Annotated in this window: 2 protein-coding genes; one reads left to right on the forward strand and one right to left on the reverse strand. The window is 63.2% G+C overall.

The genetic code is table 11. From position 1 onward, the window contains the following. Positions 1–322: 322 nt before the first annotated feature. The gene (locus tag WBN73_RS21355; protein WP_207595230.1) at positions 323–1,204 is read right to left on the reverse strand and encodes an alpha/beta fold hydrolase; all 882 of its coding nucleotides are present in this window, start codon (positions 1,202–1,204) and stop codon (positions 323–325) included. 108 nt (positions 1,205–1,312) lie between these two features. Here WBN73_RS21355 and WBN73_RS21360 point away from each other — a divergent pair, with 108 nt between their 5' ends. Continuing rightward, on the forward strand, positions 1,313–3,193 hold the full coding sequence (locus WBN73_RS21360; RefSeq protein WP_337341284.1) for an AfsR/SARP family transcriptional regulator: 1,881 nt from the start codon (positions 1,313–1,315) through the stop codon (positions 3,191–3,193). Positions 3,194–3,291: the final 98 nt, after the last annotated feature.

Below are 3,291 nucleotides of genomic sequence, written 5' to 3' on the forward strand. Positions count from 1 at the left end.
AGCCATAATTTCAACCAATCAATAAAACAATCGGTATCAACAAACTTGGCACACTATTGAGTTCTCAAACAACAGACCCCCCAAAACATCACCCACAGCACACCACACAAAGCAGCGCACCCAAACAGGGCCATTGGAAAAGAAGAGTTATTTTTGGCCGCCTACCGAACCGTACACACCTTCCGGCTTTCCGTTTCGCACCCGGCGACTCAGAAAACAATACACGCCCCCAACCCCCAACGCAAATCCACCCCCACACCCCAACCCACCCACACCAAACCCACCCCCAAAACCCCACCAAACCGCCGTCGGGCGCTGGCTCCTAGCGCTTCATCAGCTCCCGCAACGCAGCGCTGACGGCGCCGGGATTTTCCTCGGCCATGAAGTGGCCGCCGTCAAAGGTCATGTGACGGAGGTCAGGCGCCCAGGCGCCCCAGAGAGCGGCAGCGTCATAGCCCAGCACAGCTCCCCAATCCTGCTGCATCACGGTGACGGGCATCTCCAGAGTGCGTCCGGACTCACGGTCGGCCCGATCATGCGTTACATCGATGCCGGCAGAAGCGCGGTAGTCCGCAACGATCGATGCCACCGCCCCACGTGATGCCCTCAGATACTCCTCCCGATAAGACTCCGGAATCGCGTCAGGGTCAGCGGTCCACCCATCCAGGAATGAGGCGAAAAACGCATCGGCCGTAGCTTCAATCATGGACTCCGGGATTCCGGCAGGCTGGGCCATGAGGTACAGGTGCCACGCCACCTTGGCATCGGCACCCCGGAGAATGTCCCACATGTCCAAGGTTGGCAGCACGTCCAGTGACAAAAGATGGGTCACTGCGTCAACGTGATCCAGCCCAGCGCGAATGGCAACCAGCGCGCCGCGATCGTGACCGGCGAGGGCAAAGCGCTGATGGCCCAGGGCCCGTGCTGCTGCAACGACGTCGGCCGCCATGGTGCGTTTGGAATAGGTCTCTTCTCCGTCCTCCAGGGGCTTATCACTCGCACCGTATCCTCGAAGGTCCGGGCAGATGACTGTGTAATCCGCCGCCAGGTCGGCGGCGACGTGACGCCACATCAGATGCGTCTGGGGGAAGCCATGCAAAAGTACGACGGCGGGTCCACTCCCCGCGACGGCAACGTTCAGTTCCACATGGGGTGCTGCAGGGACGCGATGGTAGGTAGCTTCAGGCAGCAATTTCAACGTCAAGGGGGTCTCCTTCTCCGGATGTGTTCCCCTACTATCCCGCCACCGAATCAGCGGCGAATCAGCCGACTCTGCCGGTTGCTTGTCGGGGCCCGTGACTACGATTGACCCGTGAGTACGCCGCAGATCCGAGTTCTCGGCCCTATCGAGGTGAGTGTTGACGGGGTCCAGTTGGAACTGTCCAAGCGCAGGCATCGGGAGATCATCGCGATCCTGGTCGCGCTGCGGGGCCGGGCCATTCCCACCGCGGACCTTGCCGAAGAACTATGGGATGGCATGCCACCGAACGGAGCAGTGGGAGCCATCCGAAGCTTCGTTGGCGAGCTGCGGCGAATCCTTGAACCACACCGGAAGCCCCGAACCTTGGCCTCCGTCCTGGTCACGGTTGCTGACGGCTACGCGTTGCGGCTCGACGCCGACGCGGTGGACGCCTGGCGCTTTGAAACGACCGTAGCCGGGGCAGTTGGGGCCGATCCCGCCGACGCTGATTCACGTTTGTCTGCTGCCCTCGCGGAGTGGAACGGAAGCCCATACCAGGAATTTTCCGAGCGTCCCTGGGCGGTACCTGAGGCGACGCGGCTGAGCGGGCTGCGGCAGACCGCCGTCGAACGCTGTGCCGAAGCCCGCCTCGCAGACGCCCGGCCAAACGAGGCTGCGGCCATCCTGGAAACGCATGTCGCGGCCAACCCGTGGCGCGAGGAAGGATGGCGATTGCTGGCTCTGGCTCTGTACCGGGGCCGCCGCCAAGGCGACGCTCTTGCCGTGCTTCGCAAGGCACGACGTCAGCTGTCCGACGAACTCGGGCTGGACCTCAGCCCCGCCCTCGCGGATCTGGAGACCCGGATTCTCCGCCGGGACCCACAATTGGATCGGCCAGAGTCAGCCAATTTGGCCCCGATCGCCAGCGCCTATTCCAGTGGCGGCGTGCGGGCCCAACTGGAGGCTTCGAATGCGGTGTTGGGCAGCCTTGCGGTCGCCGGCGATCTCCAGACGGCCCGTCAGCAACGTCTTGCTGCCATCGAGGCGGCCGCCGGCCTCAACGATCCCGAACTCGCCGCGAGAATCATCGGAGGTTACGACGTCCCCGGGATATGGACTCGAACAGACGATCCCGCGGCTGCTGCCACTGTGGTCGCCGCAGCTGAGGCTGCCTTGGCTCCACCCGCCCACCTCAGCGACCGCAGCCGGGCCCGCCTTCTCGCGACGATCGCCATGGAGTCCCGCGGAACGGCGAGCAGACAGGCCGAAGCGGCCGAGGCCGTTGCGTTGGCCCGAAAAGTAGGCGACAGCCACCTTCTTTGCTTTGCCCTGAGCGCCCACTTCATGCAGGCATTCGCCTACGCAGGCCTGGCAAAGCACCGCGATGACATCGGCCGGCAGCTGATAGCAACAGCGTTCGACGCCGATTCACCCACCTTTGAGATTAACGGGCGTCTGATTCGGATGCAGGCCCTGTGCGCTTTGTCCGACGTTGATTCCGCCCTTCGTGAAGCCAATGCAGTGGATCAACTGGCCGTGCGGCACGAGCGCCCCTTGGCAGCGGTCTTCACCCAATGGTTCCGCTGGACGTTCCTCGACGGCGGTGCGACGCCTCCTGTTCCTGAGGAAATGCCAGGCTTCAGCGAGGGAATCCTTGCGTTTGCGTCGTTCACCCGACAACTACGCAACGGGGAGGAACTGGTTGACGGGGACTTCGGCCCCTACGAACCATGGGTGCGTCCCCTTCTGTTGCTGCGCTCCGGTCACCAAACCATGGCAGCAACCGCACTTCGGCAGCTATCGGATCCGCCCCGGGACCTCTTGTTGGAGGCCACTTGGTGTGTGATGGCCCAGACTGCCTGCGAACTGCGTGAACCATCCATGATCGGCCGGGCCCTTACGGCACTAACGCCAGCCAGCGGAGAACGAGCAGCCGGGAGTGGTGTGGTTGATGCCGGCAGCGTTGACCACTATCTGGGAATGCTCCGGACTGCAGGGGCTGGCCCGGGGTAGGCGCTGGTGGGGTGTGTGGGTTGTGTGGGTGGTTAGGGGTTGGGTGGTTAAAGGGGAAGAGCCCCGACCTGTGGTCGGGGCTCTTGCCTTAATGGTTG

The organism is Paenarthrobacter sp. CCNWLY172 (genome assembly GCF_037402035.1).
Classification (GTDB): Bacteria; Actinomycetota; Actinomycetes; order Actinomycetales; family Micrococcaceae; genus Arthrobacter.